The sequence below is a fragment of the Streptomyces sp. NBC_00104 genome, assembly GCF_045160825.1.
In the GTDB taxonomy this organism is placed as follows: Bacteria; Actinomycetota; Actinomycetes; order Streptomycetales; family Streptomycetaceae; genus Streptomyces.
The window spans coordinates 6,903,913-6,926,024 of sequence record NZ_CP108215.1 but is presented as its reverse complement, the minus strand read 5'-3'; the positions used below and the strand labels follow the sequence as shown (position 1 = coordinate 6,926,024).

The window sequence follows — 22,112 nt, the reverse complement described above, 5'->3', positions numbered from 1 at the left end:
CCGTGTGCTTTCTTCTCCCCATGCCGCCCGTCACCCGACCACGCCGAACGAGACGCCGTTGTCGGGCAGTCCGCCCGAGCCCGGCTGGTACGTGGTGGCACCCGTGCCGGTGGTGCCGTCGATGTCGGTCCACGTCAGGACGTGGAGCACGCCCTTGGTGGTGCCGGACGCCTTGCTGAAGGGCACCCCGAGGTAGAGGTTGTTCGCGCCACCGGTCATCGACATGCCCAGGTGGTCTCGCTTGGTGGCCGTACCCGGCAGGCCCGAACCGCGGGTGAGCAGCCGGTCGGCCGCGCCGATCGTGCCCAGCGGCCGGAAGACCTGGACGGCGCCCGCGTCGGTGGCGGTGCCGACGTCCTTGCCCGGGATGCCGACGGCCAGCCGTACGGTGTCGGCGGTGGTGACGACGGCCGTGTCGGTGTTGGAGATGGCCACACGCTGGCCCAGGAAGTCGCCCGCGACCGCGTCGCCCTCGACGTCCGTGACATTGGCGTCGATGGCCGCCAGCTCTGTGTACGTGCCGGAGGGCTGGATCCGGAAGACCGCCGCGCCGCCCGCCTCGGTGACCGTGCCGATGTCCTCGCCGGGTGTGCCGACGGCCAGCAGGATGTCGGAGTTGTACGTCTGGTCACTGGGCCGGTAGTTGGTCATGGCGATCGAGGTGCCGAAGCCGTCGTCGGCCTCGGCCGTGCCGGTCACTCCGGTGGCGTCCTGGTCGAATCCGGCCAGCGCGGTGGGGAGTCCGTTCGCGAGGGTGTGGTTGAAGACCGCGACACCGCCGGCGAAGGTCTGGTCCCCGATGGCCTCGCCCGGGATGCCGACGCCGAAGTAGCGGTTCGTGCCGGCCACGGAGTAGCCGAAGCGGTCGTACGCCTCGACGGTCCCGGGGACGCCCGTGTCGTTCTGGTTGACCGTCGTCTTCGTGCTGCCCTGGATGTAGTGGATGCAGCCCGCGTCGGCGTGGTTCGTACCGCCGGTGACCACGTTCTCGCCGGGCACGCCGACGACCAGATAGGGCGAACCGCTCGCGGTTTCCCCGCCCTTGACGGACTGTCCGAACCAGTCGTACGCCTCGGTGGTGGTGCTGGGATCCAGGCCCGACTGGCTGTAGCCCTCGATCGTGGAGCCCTCGCCGATGCCGGTCGGCGTGCCGTGGATGACGTAGATCGCCCCGCTGTCGACGAGCTTCACCCCGTCCTTGGTGACGTCCTCATAGGGCACCCCGACGACGAGGTCGGTGCAGCCGTCGCCGTCCGCATCGTACGTCGTGCGGGAGGTGCCGAAACCGTCACCGGCCTCGGGGGCGGCGTTCATCCCGGTGGTGGCCTGCGAGATCTCGAAGACCCCCTTGCCGGCGCCGAGAATCACCCGCACCAGACCCGCGCCCTTGGCGCCGTTCACCGTGGCGTTCGGATCCGCGACGACCGTGTCGACAACGCTGTCGCCGTTGAAGTCCGTAGAAGTACCCGCCGTGCAGGTGGCCGCCGCTGCCACCCCGGCGACGCCGGAGGGCAACAGCCCTGATGACATGACGAAAGAAGCCAGCAGGGCACATCCCGCTGTGCTTGTGCGTATTCGCACAACTCACCCCTTGATCCCCGTTGAGTGACCACATCCACACCCCTGGCCACATAAAGCGAAGCTAAATGTGCACGCCATCAGCATGTCAACCCCCCTTTCCTCATAGCTCATCCACAGGACCGGAGATGTTTGCACAAGTCATCCACAACCCCCGCCAAGCTGTTCAGGCCGGACGCTTCAGGCCAACTCCCGTGCTCGGCTTGACGATTGTTCGAGCGGGCCGCTTATAGTCCGGATTGCTCACGCAAGCAGGCCGTGTGAGCGCCCCCTCACTGTGGACGTTCCGGTCGGATCCCGTGCCCGGGGACAACGTCGCCTGCCGTCATGTCACTTGAAAGCAGGTAGCCGTGCGTCGGCTCTGGGGTTGTCTGGTTCTTTGCGTTGCCGCCATCGCAACCCTCGTCCTTTCGGACACACGCGACAGCGCGGCGGCCGACCGCAACGAGGCCACGTACTCCTACGGTTCGCACTCCCGGCAGACCCTCGACGCCTACTGGAACACCGCCGGTGAAGAGCGGGACGGGGAACAGCCGGGGGTCGTGATCCTGCACGGCGGCCACTGGTACGAGGACACCGGCTGGGCCACCTGGTCGCGCGCCTTCGCCGACGCCGGTTACGCCGTCTTCGACGTCGACCACCGGCTGAATTTCGACGCTCCCTGGCCGGCCCAGCGAACCGACGCCCTGTCCGCGCTGGACTGGATCCGCGACCACGCCGCCGACTTCGACCTCGCCCCCCACCGGCTGGTACTGCTGGGCTCCTCCTCCGGCGGCCAGATAGCCACCACCGTCGCGACCTACCGCTCCGGCGCCTCCCGCGTCGACGGCGTGGTGGCGCTGTCGCCCGTGAACTCCCCGTACCGCGCCTGGCAGGACGGCAACGACGCCGGTGCGAGCGACAGGCAGCGCAAGCTCCGCGACAACGCCGCCATCCTGGCCCGCTGTTACCCGGACCCGGCGGACAACGACACCTCCACGCACCCCGGCTGCCGGGACACCTGGGACGACATGGCCGCCATGAGCCGTGCCTCCGGCGCCGACGACGCCCCCATGTACCTGCTCCACTCCCAGGGCGACTTCGTACCCGTCCGGCACTCGCTCGACCTCGAAGCCGCCGAGGAGACCGACCACAACATGCCACCCAATGGGGTCACGGTGGAGCGGGTGGCCGGTTCCTCGCACGGCGCAGCACTGTTGGACGTATCGGGGGTGGCCGACCGGGTCCTGTCCTGGATCTCTGAGAGGACGTACAGAGCGTCATGAAGATCACTTTCCTGCTCCACAACGCGTACGCCATCGGTGGCACCGTCCGCTCGACCCTGAACCTGGCCGGGGCCCTGGCGGCCCGTCACGAGGTCGAGGTCGTCTCGGTGTTACGCACCGCGGACCACCCTCCGCTCGGCGTGAGCGGCAAGGTCCGCCTGGTCCCGCTCGTCGACGAACGCCCCGACGCGGAGTCGTACGACGGCGGCCACGAGCTGATGTCCCGGCCCTCCGCCCTCGTCCCGCCCACCGAGGTCCTGGCCCACCGCTACACCGCGCTCACCGACGAACGCCTGCGCGCGTTCCTCGACACGACCGACGCGGACGTCCTCATCGCGACCCGCCCGGCGCTCGTCGTCCTCCTCGCCCAGCACGGCCCGCGCCACGCCGTGCGCATCGGACAGGAACACCTGTCGTACGACAACCACGTGCCCGGCGTGCGCGAGGCGCAGAACGCGGCGATCGGGCGCCTGGACGCGTTCGTCACCGTCTCCGAGCGGGACGCCGCCGACCACCGCCGCCACCTGCCCGGCCTGCGCACCCGGATCACGAACATCGCCAATGCCGCGCCCCGCCCGAAGGGTGAACGCTCCGATCTGCGCGCCCCGTTGGTGGTCACCGCCGGGCGCCTGTTCCCGGTCAAGCGCTACGACCTGCTCATCGAGGCCTTCGCCAAGGTCGTCGCCGAACGCCCCGAGTGGCGGTTACGGATCTACGGCAAGGGCCCCGAGCGCGCGACCCTGCGGGCCACGATCGACACGCTCGGCCTCAACGACCATGTCTTCCTCATGGGCCCGCACGCCACCCTGGAGACCGAGTGGGCGAAGGCCTCCGTCGCCGTGGTCAGCTCCGAGTGGGAGTCCTTCGGCATGACCATCCTGGAGGCCATGCACGCCGGCGTCCCCGTCGTCGCCACCGACTGCCCCCACGGCCCCGGCGAGATCATCACCGACGGTACCGACGGCCTCCTCGTCCCCCCGTCCGACCCGAACGCCCTCGCCACGGGCCTGCTCCGCCTCATCGACGACCCCGACCTGCGCCGCGGCATCGGCACCGCTGCCCACACCACCGTCCGCCGGTACGCGCCCCGCGCGATCGCCGCGGAGTACGAGCGGCTGATCGCGGAACTCCAGGAGGCGCGCACCCCCGCGGCGGTGAAGCTGCGGCGGTGGTTACGGCGAACGATGGGAGCGCTCCTCCCTCGCACTGCGCAGAACACCGGGGCCGCCAGGACCCCGGGGGCTGTGGGGACCCCGGGGACTGCCGGGACTCCGGGGGCTGTGGGGACTCCGGGGGCTGTGGGGACTCAGGGGGCTGCCGGGACTCCGGGGGCCGCCGGGACTCCGGGGACTGCCCGGACTCCGGGGACTGCCGGGGCTGCCCGTACGGGACCGGCGGAAACCACCACCGAATCGGCGGGCCCGAAGGCCGCCGGTGCAGCTGATGCCGCTGCGGCCGGTGCCGCCGCTGCCGCCGCCCAGGCGACGGAACCGGCCGGGGCGACCGCAGCCGGGGCGACCACATCCGACGTGAAGCCGCGCCCCCTGCGCCCGAAAGCCGGCTGTCGGGTCGACGCGCACGGCAGCGTGCGGATCTCGGTCGCCGCGTCCGGCGCATCCGGCACGTCCGGCGCGTCCGACGCGTCCGACGACGGCCTCGCGCTCGTACTGCGCCGACGCCACGGCGACGACGAGGTCCGCGTCCCGCTGGAGCGGGAGAGTCCGGGCGACGCGAAGAGCCCGTGGGCGGCCACGCTGAGCCATGCCGCCCCGGCCCTCGCGGAGGGCCGCTGGGACCTGCACGTCGAGCGGGCCGGGGACGGGGCGCGGCGTCGGCTGCGGGCCGGACTGGTCGAGCAGCGGGGCCTGTTGACCGCCGCGGTCCCGGACGAGGCGCCGGTCGCCTGGTGGATCCCGTACGCGACCAAGGACGGCTACCTCACCCTGCGTACCTTCCACCGCACCGCGCACGCCGAGGTCACCGCACTACCCGTCGGCGACGGCTCGATCGCCGTGGAGGGCGTCCTGCACGGGGCCGCACTCGGCGAGGGCGCGGCGTTGGTGGGCGTCGCCCGGGGCGAGGACGTGGCGGACTTCGAGGCACCGGCGACGAGCACCGAGGGGGGACGCGGATTCCACGCACACCTCACGTCCCTGCCCGACCCCGTCGGCCCGGACAAGGTGATCTGGGACCTGTTCCTGCGCCCCGCGCCCGACGCCGACCCCATCCGCCTCGGACGGCTGTTCGACGACATCGTGGACCGCAAGGACACCGACAAGTACCCGGCCGTCGCCATGACCACACCGAGCGGCGCATCCCCGCGGGCCCGCGTCTTCTTCACCGTCACCAACGACCTGGCCGTCGCCCTCTCCTGACACGCGCGCCTTTCGAACGCGCGCCTCCCGGACGTGCTTCGCCCGGACACGCTCCTCCCGAAAGCGCCTCGCCAGAACGCGCTTCCCGAGAGGCGTCCGTCTACATCGCGTCGATCTTCAGGTTCGCGATGGCCGTACGGGCGATCTCGCGGCCCTGCTCGGTGAAGTGTCCCTTGCCCGGATAGTCGATCCAGAGCCGGTACATGTCGCCGTTGCTCGCCTTGTAGTACAGGACCCGTGCCTCCCGCAGGCGCGGGGCCTGGCTGTCCGTGGTCGTGTACACGATGGTGTTCTCGGCGGCCTCGCGGTCCTCGAACTTCGCCTCCTGCGGGCGCCCCTTCGGCGCGGGGTCGTCGGCGATGTCCAGCGTGTACTCGCCGTCCTTGACCAGCTCCCAGTCGGCGTACGCCTTGTCCAGCGCGACGCCCGGTATCTCGTTCTCCTTGTCGTCCTTCTTGACGTCCCGGTCGACGTTGATCCGGATCAGCCCGCTGGGATCGCTGTACTGCGCGAACGTGCCGTCGGTGTCGTCCGGCTCGAACTCGTCCTTCACGAAGTCCCCGGGCACCCCCACGCTCGCGGCGACCTTCGCCCCGAGGTTCCGCTGCTTCCACCCGTCCGGCAGCGGCCCCGCGAAGGGGTCGGCGATCACCAGGTACGCCGTCACCGCGGCCGCGACGACCACCGCGCCGAGCCCGGCGAGGGTCTTGGCGCCGACCCGGATGCCCTTGCCGTTCCCGGCCGGGGGCGCGGTGATCTGCTGGACCACCTGGGTGGGCGCGGGCGCCGGCGGGTTCGCGGCCGTCTCCAGCAGCTCGCGGACGCGGGCGGCGGTCGGGCGGCGTGCCGGGTCCTTCTGCAGCAGGCCGTTGATGGCCTCGGCGAGCGGACCCGTGGCCGAGGCGGGCGCCGCGGGCGTGGCGTTCAGCACGGACTGCAGCGTCGCCGGCGTGTTGCTGCGCCGGAAGGGCGACACGCCCTCCGTGGCGGCGTAGAGGACGACGCCGAGCGACCAGAGGTCCGACGCGGGGCCGGGCCGCTGGCCCAGCACCCGCTCGGGGGCGATGTACTCGGGCGAGCCGACGAAGCCGCCGGTGTCCGTCAGGTTCGTCTCGCCCTCGATCTGGGCGATGCCGAAGTCGGCGAGGACGACCCTGTCGTGGCGGCCGAGGAGGACGTTGTCCGGCTTGACGTCGCGGTGCAGGATGCCCGCCGCGTGCGCGGCCTCCAGCGCGCCGAGCACGTCGAGGCCGATTCTCGCCGCGTCACGCACCCCGAGGGTGCCCTCCTGGAGCGCGTCGCCCAGCGAACGCCCCCGCACCAGCTCCATCACGATCCACGGCTGACCGTCCACGACCGCCACGTCATGCACGTTCACGACCGACGGATGGTCCAGCCGGGCCGCCGCACGCGCCTCACGACGCATCCGCTCGAAGGCGTTGGCCCGTTCGCGCTCGGGAAGATGGTCCGGTACGCGGGGCTCCTTGACGGCGACCTCGCGATCGACCGTCTCGTCCTTCGCCCGCCACACCGTGCCCATGCCGCCATGGCCGAGCTTGGCGAGCAGCCGGTAACGGCCCTCGATCAACCGCCCGGTGCCGGGGTCCTGCGGGGGCTGCGCCGAGGCCGGTGCCGGTTGCGCCACCACCTGGGTCGGCTGCGCATACGGGTTCCCCGGGTACGGCACACTCGGCTGCGGCGGTTGCAGTCCGAAACTCGTCGGCTCGTCGGGTCCGTAGCCGGGCCCATGGCCGGATCCGTAAGGGGCGCCCCCGTTGCTGCTCATACGTTCATCTGTATCGCGGCGAGCGCTTCGGCATCCACCCCCGTCGCTTTCCGGTCACAGACCCGTGACGCGGAACACCACTTATCTCCGCTTTAGTTACGTACGAACGTGTCCACCGCCACGTCGAAGTACTCCTTCGCCTCGCTCACCTTCCCGACCGGCGCCGACACCCATACGTCGTACAGCCGCCCGTCCTGCTCCCAGCACAGGTCGTACGTGTGCCGGGGCCCCTCCGCCGCGCTGAAGCCGTCCCAGGTGAACTCCCAGAGTGCGGCGGGCCGCCCGTCGTGCGTGGTCTCGGTGACCCGGCCGTCGCGGTAGCCCGGGTTCGTGGAGGCACCCTTCTCGTGGGCGCGCCGCATGACCCCGGCCGGGCCGCCCTCCGCCGGGTCGTCGAGCTTGACGCCGATCCGGATCACCTGCCCCGGCGACATGAAGAAGACCCGCTCCCCCTGCGGCTCCCGCGTGAAGTCGTCCGGCACGGCGAGGCTGAAGCCCCGCTCGTCCTCGGCCAGCCGGTACCCCGAGGGCACGGTCGGCGCGGTGGCCGCCCGTGAGCGCGTGACAGTGGGCGTGACGTCGGCCGACGTACCGGCGGAGGCGCCACCCGACGCGCCGGACACCCCCGAAGCACCCGAAACACCCGAAGCACTCGGCGTGCCCGCCGTACTCGACGTGCCCGCCGTGCCCGACTCGCCCGCCGTACTCGACGACCCCGGCGTGTGCGGTGCCGAAGTGCTCGGCGTGCCGCCCCCGCCGCCCCCCTCCCGCATCAGCAGCGCCGCCGCCGACACGCCCGCCCCGGCCATCGCCGCCACCAGCGCGGCCGCGACCAGCACGCTCCGGGGGGAGTGCGGCTGCCGCTGCTGCGCGGGCTGCTCCCGCGAGGCAGCCTCCGGACCGGACGCGGGCGGCCCCGGCTGCCCGGTGCCCGGCGCGTCCTGGGCGGCGGCCGAGGCAGCGGCCGCACGCTGCGCGTCCCGGCCCATGCGCGGCACATCGCGTCGGGTCGGCGTGTACCCGGGCGACGTCCTCGCGCTCTTCGTCGTCCTCGGTGTCCGGCCGGTCTCCCGGAAGGCCCGCAGCAGCCGCTCCGCCTCCGCCGCGTCGAGCCGCCGGTCCGGATCACGCTCCAGCAGCCCCCGTACGACGGGAAGCAGCGGCGCGGCCTGCGCGGGCGGCCGGATCTCGTCGACGACGACCGCGTGCAGGATCCCGCCCAACGAGTCCCGCCGGAACGGCGATTCACCGCTCAGCACGGCACACAGCAACGCACCCAGCGACCACAGGTCGGACTCCGGCCCGGTGCGGGTCCCGGACATCCGCTCCGGCGCGGTGTACTCGGGCGAGCCGACGAAGGACCCGCTCTCGGTGAGCGTGGTCGCGCCGGCGACCTGGGCGATGCCGAAGTCGGTGAGGACGACCCGGTCGGTGCCGGTCTCCATCAGCACGTTGGCGGGCTTGAGATCGCGGTGCAGCACCCCGGCGTCGTGCGCCCGGCGCAGCGCGCCCAGCAGATCGATCCCGATCCGCGCGGCCTCTCGCGCGTCGAGCGGCCCCTGGGCCGCGATCCGCTCGGCGAGCGAATCTCCGTCGATCAACTCCATGACGATGTAAGGACGTTCGTCCTGCTCGACGACATCGTGCACGACGATGATGTGCGGATGACTCAGCCCGGCGACCGCCCGCGCCTCCCGCAGGGTGCGCTCGCGCCGCTGCCGGGACCGCTCCTCCGGGAGCGAGTCGTCGAGGGCCAGCTCCTTGACCGCCACCCGCCGACCGAGGAGCTGGTCGGTGGCACGCCACACGATCCCCATCCCGCCGCGGCCGATCCTGGCCTCCAGCAGGTAACGACCCGCTATGACACGGACGTTCTCCCCCTCGGTCCCCATACGCCCCATCATGCCGCACCGGACCGGAACCCTCCGGTGCCGTGTGAGGGCCTGGCTGACAAGCGACGTACGCCCGTCCCGTGAGCAACTCATGAGCAGCTCATGAGCGACTCGCGAGCGCCGTGCGGGAGGATCACGGGTGGGGCCTGCGTGCGGCGGCCACGAGGGAGCCGGTATGCGGGGCGGAGAGGTTCCTCGCCCCCCGCGGGGTGACTCGTCGCCGACTCACCTCGGCGCCGGCCGCCAGCTGCGCAGCACCGCGTAGAACTGCTCCTCCGCCGTGTCCCAGTCCGCCGCCGGCGAGGACATGTAGATCGTGTACTCGACGCCGTCCCGGGAGAGATACATCTGCTCGATCGCCCGGCGCGGCCCGGGGAACTCCGTGTCCTTCGCCGGCGCGGTCCAGGTGAAGTCCCACAGCGCGCCGGGCCGGTCGCGGTAGATGTTCTCCTCCAGGCTCACCCGCCGGTACTCGGGCCGCACCTTCACCTGCTCCTCCAGATCGATCTGGTGGTGGTACGGGCTGTCGAAGTCCGGCGAGTCGTCCACGGCGACCCGGAGGAAGTGCTCACCGTCGTCGGGCGTGTAGTCGATCTGCGTCCCCTCCACCTCCCGCTTCCACCCCTTGGGCAGGGCGAGGCTGAAACCCGCCGGGTCCTCGACCCGTTCCCACCCTTCGGGCACCCCGTCGGCCGCCGGCTGATCCCCGTCCCCCGTCCCGTCCGACCCATCCGTCCCGGCCGTGGCGGAGCCGCTCCCCGCACGCCACTCGTCCGCGTAGTGCTTCGCGACGGCACCGCCCCCGCCGACCAGAGCGGCCAGCAACAGGACGAGCGCGACCGTACGGCCCCGGCCGCGCCGCCGGGCGGTGGGCGCGGCGGGGGCAGACCCATAGCCGGTGGCCATCGCCGCGACCGGGGTGCCGGAGCCACCGAGGGCGGCGTACCCGTGTCCCCCGGCGGAGGCAGCGGCCGAGGCGGGATGCCCCGGCACCTGCACGCCTCCGCCGTACGCACCCGGCGCACCGTGCGCGCCCTCTACGCCGTACGAACCCTCTACGCCGTACGCGCCCTCTCCACCTGGCACGCCCCCGGCCCCACGCCCGTCCCGCGCCCCCGGTGCGCCCGCCACTCCCTGGGCTTCCCGGGCTCCCTGGGCTCCCCGGGCGTCTCCACCACCCCGACCATCCGCACCACCGGGCCCCTCAGCACCATCGACACCGGGCCCCGGACCCCCCGGCTGCTGCTGGGTGGCCACATACGCCTGCGCGACCCGTGGCCGCCGCCCCTCCGCCGCCTCGGCGAGCATCTGCTCGGCCTCGTCGGGACCTGGCCGTACGGCGGGATCCTTGCACAGCAGCGCGGTGATGACGGGCCCCAACGGCCCGGCGGCCACCGGTTCGGCGGCCTCCTCGCTCACCACGGCCTGCATGGTGGTGAGCGGTGTGGTGCGCCGGAACGGCGACTTGCCCTCCACCGCCGTGTACAGCGTGGCGCCCAGCGACCACAGGTCGGAGGAGGGCCCGGGCTCGTTCCCGCGCACCCGCTCGGGGGCTATGTAGTCGACGGAACCGACGATCTCGCCGGTCCGGGTGATGGTCGTGTCGCCCTCGACCTGCGCGATGCCGAAGTCGGTCAGCATGACCCTGCCGTCCTCGGCGAGCAGGACGTTCCCCGGCTTCACATCGCGGTGCAGTACGCCCGCCTGGTGGGCGGCCCGCAGCGCGCGCAGCACCCACATCCCGATCCGTGCCGCCTCGCGGGCCTCGACCCGCCCCCGCTCCCTGACCGCGTCGGCCAGCGAGACGCCCTCGACCAACTCCATGACGATCCACGGCCGGTTGTCGTGCTCCAGCACGTCGTGCACGGTGACGACGGCCGAGTGGTTGATCCGTGCCGCCGCGCGCGCCTCCGCCCGGGTCCGCCGCAGCAGGATGGCCTGCTCGCTCTCCGAGACATAGAGCGCGGCCGTCAACTCCTTGACCGCGACGGCCCGGTGCAGCACCTCGTCGTGCGCACGCCAGACCCGTCCCATGCCACCGCTGCCGATCGTGTCGACGAGCCGGTAGCGCTCCGCGAGGAGCAGCCCCTGCATCTGATTCACGTTGCCCCGCAATGTTCTTGACAGGGTCACATTAGGGAGCGGCCCGCAACCCGGGGAACCGGCCGGGCCGCACAGAGACAGCACTGTGACGGTTCTCGCTTCCGCGAACGGAGCGCAGCCTTCCGCCGCCGGGCCGGCGAAGCACCCCTCCGACGGCCCGAAGCACCCCTCCGACCGCGCCGACCGCTCGGCCGGTGCCGCCCCGACCGCTCGCCCGGACAGCCGCTACCCGGTCACCCGGACAGCCGCTAACCGGTCGCCTTGTACGTGTCCGCCGCCTGCTCGTACAGCCGCGTGATCTCATCCCGCTCCGCCTCCGGCCCACGCACCTGCACCACGTGGTACCGCCCGTCGAGAAGGATCACGAGGTTCCGTACGAAGACGCCGCGCCCCTGGGAGTCCTGCCACGTGAACTGCCCCTCGGCCGAGGTCACCCCGCCCACCTCGATCAGCCGCATCCCGGTGGAGGTGGCCCAGGACGAGTCGCGGAAGGGCTGCAACTCGCGCTCGTCCTCCCGCTGGTACTTCAGCGGATCGCTGCCGTAGGTCGCCGTGCTGTCCCGCCCGGGGACGAGGAGCAGCTCGAAGTCGCCCTGGGAGTACACGATCTGACCGCGCCCGTTCTTGGCGCCGCGGTCCCACCCGTCGGCGACGGCGACCTGGAACCCCTCGGGGTCCTTGCGCAGGGTGAACCCCTGGGCGACCTCGGGGTCGCCGGTCTGCGTCTGCGTCGACCCGGACGACTCCGACGGCGTCGGGCTCGCCCCGCTCTGGCCCTCCTCGCCGCCGTCGGGCGAGTTCGAGTTCTGGTCGGGCCGGGGCTCACTGCTCGCGTCCGGCGCCGAACCGGACTGCCCGGCACTGTCGGTACGGCTGCCCGTGTCGCCACCCTCGCTGCTCGGCGTGGCCTTCGGCATGAACACCATGGCGTACGTGACCGCCGCGGCCAACGCGAGCAGGATCAGCAGAAGCAGGTTCCGGCCCAGCTTGCGGGGCTGTTGCGGCCGCTCCTGCCGGGTGCGCTTGTGGCGGGCGTGCGCGCTGGTCGCGGGCAGCCCGGCCCGGCGCCTGCGGACGAGCTCGCCCCGCCGCCGTATGATCGGCAGCCGGCTCGCGTCCACGGGCGGCGCCGGGACGACATGCGTACCGGCCTCGGGCTCGGGCGCCGACCGCACCAGGGAGCGCAGCCAGCCGCGCAGTTCCTCGAAGTCCAGCCGGTCAGTGGGGTCCTGACGCAGCAGCGACTCCACGACCGGCCGCAACGGCCCGCACTCCTCGGCGAACGCGGGCGGCTCCGCGCACACCATCTGCACCAGCTCGGCGGTGTTCTCCTCCGGGTACGGCCCATGTCCCTGCACGGCCCGGAACAGCAGCGCCCCGAGCGCCCACAGATCCGTCGCCGGCCCGATCGGGGCCGCCAACTGCCAGTTCTCGTGCACCGGTCCGGCCTGCTCCGGCGCCCACCGCTCGGTGACCGGCCCCACCACGGCCATCCGCGCCTGCCGCGCCCGCTCCGCCGCGAGCGCCGTCGCGGGACCCCGGCGGGGCCCTGCACCGGCGCCGTCCCAGGGAGCCGCGTCCGCCACCCCGGTGGGGTAGGAGGCGCCCCGGTCCTGGACGGAGTCGGGACGCGCGCCGCCGCCGTACGCCGGGTTGTCGTGGGTCCCGGTGTCGTACCCGGGGTTGCCGTACCCGGGGGCGAGACGCGAGGCGGGCCCCGGTGTCGGGTGGGCGCCGGTGTCGCCGCCGTCGAAGGTGGCGTCGTCCCGACCGCCGGTGCCGGGCGCGTCGCCGAGCGGACCGCCGCCGTACGGCGAGGAGTTGCCGGGCGTCGAGGTCCCCTGGCCCGAGCCGCCGGGTGGGGCCGTCCCGCCGCGCGGCAGCGCGCCGTGCCAGGCACTCGTGGCGCCGCCGTCGGCGAGGACACCGTAGGGGTCGGCGATCTGGCCGAGCGGCACCGGACGCGTCCCCGCGCCGGACGTCGGGTCGCCGTCCCGCCCCGCCCCCGGCCTCGCCGTACCGTCCTGCGGCGCCGGCCGCTGCGCGGGCAGTCCCGCGCCCGGCCCGCCCTGGTGGTCGTCCTGCACCCGGGCCGCGGCCCGCGCTCCCGCCCGGTACGCCGCGATCGCGCCCGCCCGAGCCGCCCGGGCGTCCCCGCCGGCCTCCAGCGCGCGCCGGCCCCCGGAGGGGTCCGTGCCCGGAGCCGCCGCGCTGCCCGCCCGAGCCTCTATCGCGGCCCGCCGAGCCGCTTCGGGGTCCGCGACCGCGCCACCGGGCCCTGCGCCGCGGGAGCCGCCGAGCGTGCCGCCGCCGGTGCCCCCGGGCAGGGCGCCCCTGGACGCCGACGCCCCGCGCGCCCCGGGAACACCACCGGGCGGCACCGGGTCATGGCGCCGGCCCCGCGCTCCGCCGCCGGGCCCCACGGCAGGCGCTCCCGCGCCGCCACCGGGTGCCTCGGGCGGCCTGTCCTCGAACTCCCGCACGGGCACCGGGTCGTACCCGCACAACGCCTCTTCCGCCGCCCCGGCCGCCAGCCCGGTCAGCATCACCCGGCCGTCGTCGCAGACCAGCACCGTACGGGCGGTGATGTTCCGGTGGACCCAGCCGTGGGCGTGCAGCGCTCGCAGCGCGGTGAGCACGTCGGAGGCGACCTCGGCCGCGCGGTACGGGGTCAGCGGCTGCTCCGTGAGCAGCGCCTCCAGCGTCCGTGCGGACACCAGTTCGCTCACTATCCACAACGAGCCGCCCTCGGCGAACACGTCGAAGACCTGGTCGAGCCGCGGATGGTCGGGGATCTGCGCGGCGGCCTGCGCCGCCTCGATGGCCCGCCGTACGGCCGGGTCCGCGGACCGGCCTGTGGCCCGCGCCGCGCTCCGGCGCCCCGCGCCGTCCCGCGCCACATACCCCTCGGGCAGCCCGTCCGCGTCGAGCACCTCCGCCTCGACGACCTCGGGCAACGGCACCTGCCGTACCAGGACTTCCTGCCCGCTGTAGGTGTCGAAGGCCCGGATCTCGGCGGCGAGTTCGTACTCGTCGGAGGGCGGCAGCGGCAGGCGATAGCGGTCGGCGAGTACTCGCCCCGCGTATTCGTCCACGATGCCCTCCCCCGGCCGCCCGGTTGTCAATTCCGCTCGCCCCGCGGCCCGTTCCGTTCTGGATGCGTACGATCCGCAGCCCTTCACGATACGTGCCGGAGGCAACTCACATTGACTCGATGCGATATCTCGTTCGTCTCGAATGCGCTCGAACGCATCCGATCTTCCCCTGAAGAGCCGTCCCCGAACTCACCCGGCGGGCAGAACTCCCGAAGCCGAGCTCACGTCGAGGGGCCTCACCTCGACATGAGCCCCCGCACGCCCCCGCGGTGCACCCGAGCTGAGGCACGAAACCGCACACAGCAGCAGCCTCGAACGCACCGGCGCACAACACCCCACCCCCACGCGCTCCTGCGCACACCCGTCACGGACGGGGCTCGGGGGCGGGGCGCCGTCGCCTCACGACTTGGGCTTGAACGTCTTCGTGAACGTCCGCCACGTGTCCTTGCGCAGCTCACCGCTCCACTGCGACGCCTTCGCGGTGTACATCAGCGCGTATCCCTGCTGGGAGTCGACGACGAATCCACGGTCGATGGACCGGTTCTTCGTGCCGCTCTCCATATAGGTGAACTCCCAGTCGGCCGCGTTCCAGCCTCGGTAGTCCACCGCCTCTATTCGAATCCGCTTGTACTGCGAGCGCGTCATGTACCGCTCTTGGTTCTTCCAGTCCGCGACCGGGTCGTTCTTCGGCGTGGTCGTCCAGCCGACGAGCAGCCGCTGCCCGTCGGGGCCGGAGAACCGGGCACCCGCGGCGTCGGTGGACTGGTACTTCCACCCGTCGGGCAGCCCGATCGAGAACCCCTGCCCGCTCTTGTACGTCTCGGTCGCAATGTCCCCCGAGCCGGAGCCGGCACCGCTCACCGACCCGCTCGACCCGCCCGAAGGGCTCGGCGAACCGCCCCCGGAACCGCTCGAAGCGTCGGTCTCCCGCGCCTTGTCACCGTCCGGACCGGGGTCGGACCCGTCGGCCTTGTCCTTGTCCGCGTCCGTGTCCGCGTCCTTGTTTTCGGCGTCGCTCCCCGACGCCGACCCGCTGGACGTGGACGCCTTGGTGTCGGCGCCCTTGCTGTTGGTCGAACTGTTGTCGTCGCCACCGAGGGTGAGCGCCAGGACGGTCCCGATGACGGCCAGCACCACGGCCACCGCGATGACGGCCAGCGTCCGCCGCGACACCACGTCCGTGATCGGCGCCCTGGGCACCGGCCGCGGCGGCAGATCCGGCGGCGGCATCTCGGGCCACCCGGAAGTCCGCCCCGCCGACGCGGAGTTGCCCGCGCCCGCACCGCCACCGGCGCCACGCGTCCCGGCCGCCCCGGCCGCCGACTTGCCCGCGGCCTGCGCCGAGTCACCCCCGGCCTTCGCGGTACCGGCACCCGACGACACCCCGACGGATGCGGACCGCGTCGTCACGGCCGCCCGGGGCGCGGGCGGAGACGCGGCGCCTGCCCCCGCACCACGGGAAGCCGCACCCGCTCCACCGGAGGTACCGCCCGAGGTACCACCGGACGCGCCCCGCGCGACACCGGTGCCGGTGCCGGCACCCGCCCCGGCAGCCGTGGTTCCGGCACCCGCCCCGGCCGCCCCCTTCCGCATGGACCACCGAGGCGCACGCGGACGCTGGCCACCGCCTTCCTCGGCACCGGCCCCGGCTCCGCCGGAACCGCCCTTCTTCGGCCGCTCCTCCGGCACCCGCGGCAGCGGCACGACCCGCGTCGCGTCCACCGGGTCGACGTCCTTCGGATCGGGCGCGTGGATCACCGTGTTGAGCAGCGCCCGCGCACCGGCGTCGTCGAGCCGCCGCTCGGGGTCCTTGGTGAGCAGCCCGAAGATGACGTCCTTCAGGTTCCCGGCGCGCTTGGGCTCCGGCACCGGCTCGGTCATCACCGCGGTCAGCGTCGCTATGGCCGACCCCTTGTCGTAGGGCGGCACCCCCTCGACCGCCGCGTAGAGCAGGCCGCCGAGCGACCAGAGGTCGGCAGCGGGGCCGGGCTTGTGCCCGCGGGCCCGCTCCGGCGAGATGTACGAGGGCGCGCCCACGAGCATGCCGGTCGAGGTGATGGAGGGGTCGCCCTCGACCTGGGCGATACCGAAGTCGGTGAGGACGACCCGCCCGTCGTGCTTGTCGATGAGCACGTTCGACGGCTTCACGTCCCGGTGCAGGATGCCCTCGCGGTGCGCGGCCCGCAGCACGTCCAGGATGGCGAGCCCCACCTCGGCGGCCCGCCTCGGTTCGAGGACGCCGTCCTCCCGGATGACCTCGGCGAGCGACTTGCCCTCGACGAGTTCCATCACGATCCACGGCCGGTCGTCCTCGTGGACGACGTCGAACACCGTCACCGCGGCGTTGTTACGGATCCGCGCGATCGCCTTGGCCTCACGCAGGGTGCGCGTGATCAGCCGTCGCTTCTCGTCCGCGTCGATGCTCGACGGGAACCTCAGCTCCTTGACGGCCACCGTACGGCCCAACGTCTCGTCCTCGGCACGCCACACCGTGCCCATGCCGCCGCGACCGAGCACCCCTCCCAGCCGGTACCGCCCGGCGAGGAGACGTGCGTCCTTGTCCTGACGGGATTCCCCAGCCCGCTCCGCCTCCGACATGCGTCCCCTCATACAACCCGCCCTGACAGAGCCTCCATTGTCACCCACCCGCCCAGCGCCCCACGCCCTGGGCCCCCCTCAACCAGCCACCCCGCCTCCAAGCCCCTCACCGCATCCGCCCACACTTCACAACCAGGGCGCGACAGCAGCCCACTTGGGCGGGGCCCGCACGTGACGCCGGCCCACCCCAGCCAGCCCGTCCGGCGGTTGAGGACGAGCCCGAAGGGCGACAGCGGGGGTCTCGGGGCGCAGCTCCCAGGGACGGGAGGGACAGGGGCGGCGGGGGCGAGAACAAACACCCGCCGCACCCGGCAGCCGCACACACGCCCCCGCCCCCGCCCCGCCTACAACGGAACTATGTCCGGCGCCCCCAGCCGAGCCGCATCCGCCGTCAGGTCGTCCGGCTGCCGCTGCGACTCCCGCTCCGCCTCCACCCTCTTCTCATAGTGCTGAACCTCCCGCTCGATCTGGTCCTTGTCCCACCCGAGCACCGGAGCCATCAACTCCGCCGCCTCCCGCGCACTCCGCGTCCCCCGGTCGAACGTCTCGATGGAGATCCGCGTCCGCCGGGTGAGGACGTCGTCGAGATGCCGCGCCCCCTCGTGCGAGGCGGCATACACCACCTCGGCCCGCAGATAGTCGTCGGCCGCCTGCAACGGCTCCCCCATCGACGGTTCGGACGCGATCAGATCGAGCACCTCCTCGGCCGCCGACCCGTACCGGTTCAGCAGGTGCTCCACCCGGACCACATGCAGACCGGTACTGGCCGCGATCCGCGCCCGCGCGTTCCACAGGGCCCGGTACCCCTCCGCCCCGAGCAACGGCACATCCTCGGTGACACACTCCGCGACCCGCTGATCCAGCCCGTGCACGGCCGCGTCCACGGCGTCCTTGGCCATGACCCGATAGGTCGTGTACTTGCCGCCGGCCACGACGACCAGTCCCGGCACCGGATGCGCGACGATGTGCTCCCGCGAGAGCTTGCTCGTGGCGTCCGACTCCCCGGCGAGCAACGGCCGCAGCCCGGCATAGACGCCCTGCACGTCATCCCTGGTCAGCGGCACCGCAAGCACCGAGTTCACATGCTCCAGCAGATAGTCGATGTCCGCGCTGGACGCCGCCGGATGCGCCTTGTCGAGGTCCCAGCCGGTGTCCGTCGTCCCCACGATCCAGTGCCGCCCCCAGGGGATCACGAACAGCACGGACTTCTCGGTCCGCAGGATCAGCCCGGTCGTGGAGTGGATCCGGTCCTTGGGTACGACCAGATGGATGCCTTTGGACGCCCGCACATGGAACTGTCCCCGCTCACCCACCATCGCCTGGGTGTCGTCGGTCCACACCCCGGTGGCGTTCACCACCTGCCGAGCGCGGATCTCGTACTCCCCGCCGCCCTCGACGTCCTGCACCTTGGCCCCGACCACCCGCTCGCCCTCACGCAGGAACCCGGTCACCCGCGCCCGGTTGGCGGCCTTCGCCCCGTACGACGCGGCCGTGCGCACCATCGTCGCCACATAGCGGGCGTCGTCCATCTGGGCGTCGTAGTACTGCAAGGCCCCGACCAGCGCGTCCTTCTTCAGACAGGGCGCGATGCGCAGGGCGTGGCGGCGGGTCAGATGACGATGCAGCGGCAGGCCCCGGCCATGCCCGCGCGCCATCGACATCCCGTCGTACAACGCGACGCCCGAGCCCGCGTACCACCGCTCCCAGCCCTTGTGCTGCAGGGGATAGAGGAACGGCACGGGCTTCACCAGATGGGGGGCCAGGCGCTCCAGCAGCAGCCCGCGCTCCTTCAACGCCTCCCGTACGAGGGCGAAGTCGAGCATCTCCAGATAACGCAGACCGCCGTGGACCAGTTTGCTGGACCGACTGGAGGTACCCGACGCCCAGTCACGCGCCTCGACCAGACCCGTGGAGAGGCCGCGTGTCACGGCGTCCAGGGCCGTGCCCGCACCGACCACGCCACCACCCACGACCAGTACATCCAGCTCGCGCTCGGCCATACCCGCCAGTGACTCGGCGCGTTGCGCCGGTCCCAGTGCCGCTGTCCTCACCGCTGCCTCCCGCTGTCGGTCGCGCTGGCCTCACCTGTCCATGCCCGTCAGGCAAGACCCGGCTCACATCCCCCTGCCCAAAATTCTGACCGTGTTGCCCGACTTCGGCCACCACCAGCCCCGAGCCTGTGGATAACTCCGCAGGACGCGCACAGAAAAACAACCCCCCAATCCCGCATATCGGTCATATTTACTCCTAGTGTGACATTGCGCTCGCTCATCCAGTCCACCGGGCTTGCGCGCCTGTCCCGCTTCGGTTACTGGGAAGGACGGCCACACGCCATGCCCGCAGATCTCGCCGTCATCGGACTCGGCCAATTGGGGCTGCCGCTGGCCCAGGCCGCCGTCGCAGCCGGCATCCCCACGCTCGGTTACCGCACCGGCCCCGACTCCGGCTCCCTCACCCCCGGCGAACTGCGCCGCATGCTCGCCCGCGGCTTCAAGCCCACCACCAGCCCCGCCGAACTCGGCCGCGTCCGTACGGCGGTCATCTGCGCCCCGACGTCCCTGGGCGCCGACGGCTCGCTCGACCTCACCCAGGTCGAGGAGGCCGCCCGCACCCTGGCCGCGCGGCTGCGCCCGCACACCACGGTCATCCTTGAGTCCCCGGTCCCCCCGGGCACGACCGAGGAGCTTCTCCGCCCGCTCCTCGAAGAGGGCTCCGGCCTGCGCGCGGGCCGCGACTTCCACGTCGCCTACTCCCCCGCCCGCGTCGACCCGGGCAACCGCGACTTCCGCCCCGCCAACACCCCCAAGGTGATCGGCGGCCTCACCTCCGCCTGCACGGAATCAGCGGCCGCCTTCTACGGACGCCTCACCGACAAGGTGGTCCGCGCGCGCGGCCTGCGCGAGGCGGAGACGGTCCACCTCCTGGAGACCAACTACCGCCACGTCAACATCGCCCTGGTCAACGAGATGGCCGGCCTCTGCAACGACCTCGGCGTCGACCTGTGGGACGTCATCCGCTGTGCCGAGACCAAGCCCTTCGGCTTCCAGGCCTTCCGCCCCGGCCCCGGCGTGGGTGGCCACGCCCTCCCCCAGGACCTGTCGGGCCACGCCCCCCGCTCGCTGCGTATGGTCGAACTGGCCCAGCGGGTCAACAACCGCATGCCCCAGTACGTCGTCCAGCGCGCCGCCACCCTCCTCAACGAGCACGGCAAGTCGGCCCGGGGCGCCCGCGTCCTCCTCCTCGGCGTCACCTACAAGCCCGACCTCCCCGACCAACAGGGCACCCCCGCCGACGAGATCGCCCGCCGCCTCATCGAACTCGGCGCCCACGTCAGCTACCACGACCCCCACGTCCCCACCTGGAGCGTCCTCGACCGCCCCATCCCCCGGGCCGACTCCCTCTACGAGGCCACCGCCGACGCCGACCTGACGATCCTCCTCCAGCAGCACCGCACCTACGACCTCCAGGGCCTGTCGGTGAAGGCCCAGCTGCTGCTGGACACCCGGGGGGCCACACCCACGGGGGCGGCGCACAGGTTGTGAAAGGGGCGCTCGAAGCAGCCCGGGCTTCCGGGGCTGGTGGCACTCGGCGTCCCGCGTCGGTACCGTACGGAAACAGGTGGAGCCCGCCGCAGCGGGTACTGCGGCAGGCTCCAGGCTGGTTCACGGAGTGTCCGCCCCTAGTCCTTATGGGGGCGGCCGCTCACCAACCGAAAAGCCGCAAGATCCACCTCCTCCGGCACCGGGCCGCCCCACAGCGAATCCGGTACCGTACAAAAAAGGTGGAGCCCGCCGCAGAGGGCACTGCGACGAGCTCCAGGTTGGTTCACGGAGTGTCCGCCCCTAGTTCCTATGGGGGCGGCCGCTCACCAACCGAAAAGCCGCAAGATCCACCTCCTCCGGCACTGCACCGTCCGAAGACGGAGTCGGTCCCAGCGGGTGGGCTTGCGGTGACGTCCCATGGGCGCCCCCTTCCACGACGCCGCCGATAGCCCGGTAGGCGGTCCGTTGGAATTCGGGCCGGGCCCCGAGGGCGGGGTCCGGACCATGTCCTTGGAAGGGGGCTCCCAGAAGAACCTGGGGCGCCGGACACGAACGCTATCGCCCGGCTACGCCCGTTCGGCCCACATTCATCCCGAACGCAACCACGCGCCCCCATCCACAACTCACGCCCCCACCAGCCCACTTGGGCACACGAAAGGGGCCCGGTCGCCCTCAGGCAACCGAGCCCCCCACCGCTCAAGCCGAGCGCGGCGTCATCTCACCGCTTGTGCTGCGAGTCCGCCACCGTCACCTCGACGCGCTGGAACTCCTTCAGCTCGCTGTAGCCGGTCGTGGCCATCGCCCGCCGCAGCGCACCGAAGAGGTTCATGGAGCCGTCGGGCGTGTGCGAGGGCCCGGTGAGGACCTCCTCGATGGTGCCGACGGTGCCGAGGTCGACCTTCTTGCCTCGCGGCAGCTCCTCGTTCACCGCCTCCATGCCCCAGTGGTTGCCCTTGCCGGGCGCGTCCGTGGCGCGGGCCAGCGGGGAGCCCATCATGACCGCGTCGGCACCGCAGGCGATCGCCTTGGGGATGTCGCCGGACCAGCCGACACCGCCGTCGGCGATGACGTGCACGTAGCGGCCGCCGGACTCGTCCATGTAGTCGCGGCGGGCGGCGGCGACGTCGGCCACCGCCGTCGCCATCGGGACCTGGATGCCGAGCACGTTGCGCGTGGTGTGCGCCGCGCCGCCGCCGAAGCCGACGAGGACGCCCGCCGCGCCGGAGCGCATCAGGTGCAGGGCCGCCGTGTACGTGGCGCAGCCGCCCACGATCACCGGGACGTCCAGCTCGTAGATGAACTGCTTCAGGTTCAGCGGCTCGTGCGAGCCGGAGACGTGCTCCGCCGACACGGTCGTCCCGCGGATGACGAAGAGGTCGACGCCCGCGTCCACGACGGCCTTGGAGAACTGGGCCGTGCGCTGCGGGGAGAGCGCGGCGGCGGTGACCACACCGGAGTCGCGCACCTCCTTGATGCGCTGCCCGATCAGCTCCTCCTTGATGGGAGCCGCGTAGATCTCCTGGAGGCGGCGGGTCGCGGCCTCGTCGGGCATCCCGGTGATCTCGTCGAGCAGCGGCTGCGGGTCCTCGTACCGCGTCCACAGGCCTTCGAGGTTCAGGACGCCGACGCCGCCCAGCTCGCCGATACGGATCGCGGTGGCCGGGGAGACGACCGAGTCCATGGGGGCGGCCAGGAAGGGCAGCTCGAAGCGGTAGGCGTCGATCTGCCAGGCGATCGAGACCTCCTTCGGGTCCCGCGTACGGCGGCTGGGGACGACGGCGATGTCGTCGAAGGCGTACGCCCGGCGGCCGCGCTTGCCGCGCCCGATCTCGATCTCAGTCACGTCTGTGGCCTTTCCCTGATGCGTTCAGCGTCTAC

Annotated in this window: 11 protein-coding genes; 3 read left to right on the top strand and 8 right to left on the bottom strand. The window is 72.5% G+C overall.

Annotation, left to right across the window (positions count from 1 at the left end):
- Positions 1-30: 30 nt before the first annotated feature.
- Positions 31-1,530: a VCBS repeat-containing protein gene (locus OG272_RS30540; protein WP_328223909.1), complete on the bottom strand. Its 1,500-nt coding sequence runs from the start codon at positions 1,528-1,530 to the stop codon at positions 31-33.
- A 398-nt stretch (positions 1,531-1,928) separates the two neighbouring features.
- Between OG272_RS30540 and OG272_RS30535 the strand changes: the two genes are divergently transcribed.
- On the top strand, positions 1,929-2,843 hold the full coding sequence (locus OG272_RS30535; protein ID WP_405895286.1) for an alpha/beta hydrolase: 915 nt from the start codon (positions 1,929-1,931) through the stop codon (positions 2,841-2,843).
- Positions 2,840-5,218, top strand: a complete 2,379-nt coding sequence (locus tag OG272_RS30530) for a glycosyltransferase family 4 protein (RefSeq protein ID WP_405895285.1) — start codon at positions 2,840-2,842, stop codon at positions 5,216-5,218. Before OG272_RS30535 ends, OG272_RS30530 begins: the two co-directional genes overlap by 4 nt.
- A gap of 100 nt (positions 5,219-5,318) precedes the next feature.
- On the opposite strand, the gene OG272_RS30525 is transcribed toward OG272_RS30530, so the two are convergent.
- The 6 genes from OG272_RS30525 to OG272_RS30500 form a co-directional block, all read right to left on the bottom strand.
- Complete coding sequence (locus OG272_RS30525) at positions 5,319-7,004, bottom strand: protein kinase domain-containing protein (RefSeq protein ID WP_327728143.1); 1,686 nt, start codon at positions 7,002-7,004, stop codon at positions 5,319-5,321.
- Between the two features lie 92 nt (positions 7,005-7,096).
- Positions 7,097-8,896 carry a serine/threonine-protein kinase gene (locus OG272_RS30520; RefSeq protein ID WP_327728144.1) on the bottom strand — a complete coding sequence of 600 codons (1,800 nt, stop codon included), beginning with the start codon at positions 8,894-8,896 and terminating at the stop codon, positions 7,097-7,099.
- Between the two features lie 225 nt (positions 8,897-9,121).
- A complete protein-coding gene (locus OG272_RS30515) occupies positions 9,122-10,990 on the bottom strand; it encodes a serine/threonine-protein kinase (protein ID WP_328224740.1) in 1,869 nt (622 codons plus the stop codon).
- Positions 10,991-11,247: 257 nt separating this feature from the next.
- Positions 11,248-14,094, bottom strand: coding sequence for a protein kinase domain-containing protein (locus OG272_RS30510; protein ID WP_328223906.1), 2,847 nt, complete (start codon positions 14,092-14,094; stop codon positions 11,248-11,250).
- A gap of 399 nt (positions 14,095-14,493) precedes the next feature.
- Positions 14,494-16,692, bottom strand: coding sequence for a serine/threonine-protein kinase (locus OG272_RS30505; RefSeq protein WP_327728146.1), 2,199 nt, complete (start codon positions 16,690-16,692; stop codon positions 14,494-14,496).
- A 344-nt stretch (positions 16,693-17,036) separates the two neighbouring features.
- Entirely contained in the window at positions 17,037-18,743 is a 1,707-nt protein-coding gene (locus OG272_RS30500) for a glycerol-3-phosphate dehydrogenase/oxidase (protein ID WP_326578503.1), read from the bottom strand.
- Positions 18,744-19,025: 282 nt separating this feature from the next.
- Between OG272_RS30500 and OG272_RS30495 the strand changes: the two genes are divergently transcribed.
- A complete protein-coding gene (locus OG272_RS30495) occupies positions 19,026-20,234 on the top strand; it encodes a nucleotide sugar dehydrogenase (RefSeq protein WP_326578506.1) in 1,209 nt (402 codons plus the stop codon).
- Positions 20,235-20,952: 718 nt separating this feature from the next.
- Here the strand turns inward: OG272_RS30495 and OG272_RS30490 are convergent.
- On the bottom strand, positions 20,953-22,077 hold the full coding sequence (locus OG272_RS30490; RefSeq protein ID WP_326578508.1) for a GuaB3 family IMP dehydrogenase-related protein: 1,125 nt from the start codon (positions 22,075-22,077) through the stop codon (positions 20,953-20,955).
- Positions 22,078-22,112 lie beyond the last annotated feature (35 nt).